The sequence below is a fragment of the Dolichospermum circinale AWQC131C genome (assembly GCF_000426905.1).
GTDB classification, from domain to species: Bacteria; Cyanobacteriota; Cyanobacteriia; order Cyanobacteriales; family Nostocaceae; genus Dolichospermum; species Dolichospermum circinale.
In genome coordinates this window covers 5937-6407 of record NZ_KE384651.1, presented here as the reverse complement: position 1 = coordinate 6407, position 471 = coordinate 5937, and the positions used below count along the sequence as shown (strand labels likewise).

Below are 471 nucleotides of genomic sequence, written 5' to 3'. Positions count from 1 at the left end.
CATGGATTTCCTGTGGCAACCATTGCGTGTTTATCTGCTTTGGCGGTAACAGTGGTAAACGCGTTGGCTGTTGGGAATGTAGGATCCGAATATCTTCTTCTATTGTTTGGTCATATCCAGCTAGTAGCTTTGACTCCAATGTTTTAAAGTCCAAATTTTCAGGGCTATTCCACATTATCAAATAACGCAATACGCTGTTGTCTTCATCAATCGGTGTTACCAGCATCAAATCGACTATCCGAATTTCAGAGGCTTCCGTACTGCTGTATTGGCATAAAGGATGACTCATGCTGTACCAAATAACCATTGAGTCATCTTTATTACTATTGTTAAACTTTGATGTATGTAGTTGATAATTACCCATAGTCAGGCCATCTTTGTCCACTTTCACCTCAAGGTCTTCAACTTGTGCGTGGTGGCGATCGCCTAACCCGCCATCGTGGATAAAAGGAAAATGAGATACATCTAAGG

The 471-nt window shown here is 41.4% G+C and carries 1 pseudogene; it reads right to left on the bottom strand.

Annotation, left to right across the window (positions count from 1 at the left end):
* Positions 1-471 (bottom strand): annotated as a pseudogene (locus ACIR131C_RS26960) (aromatic ring-hydroxylating oxygenase subunit alpha); the annotation flags it as partial.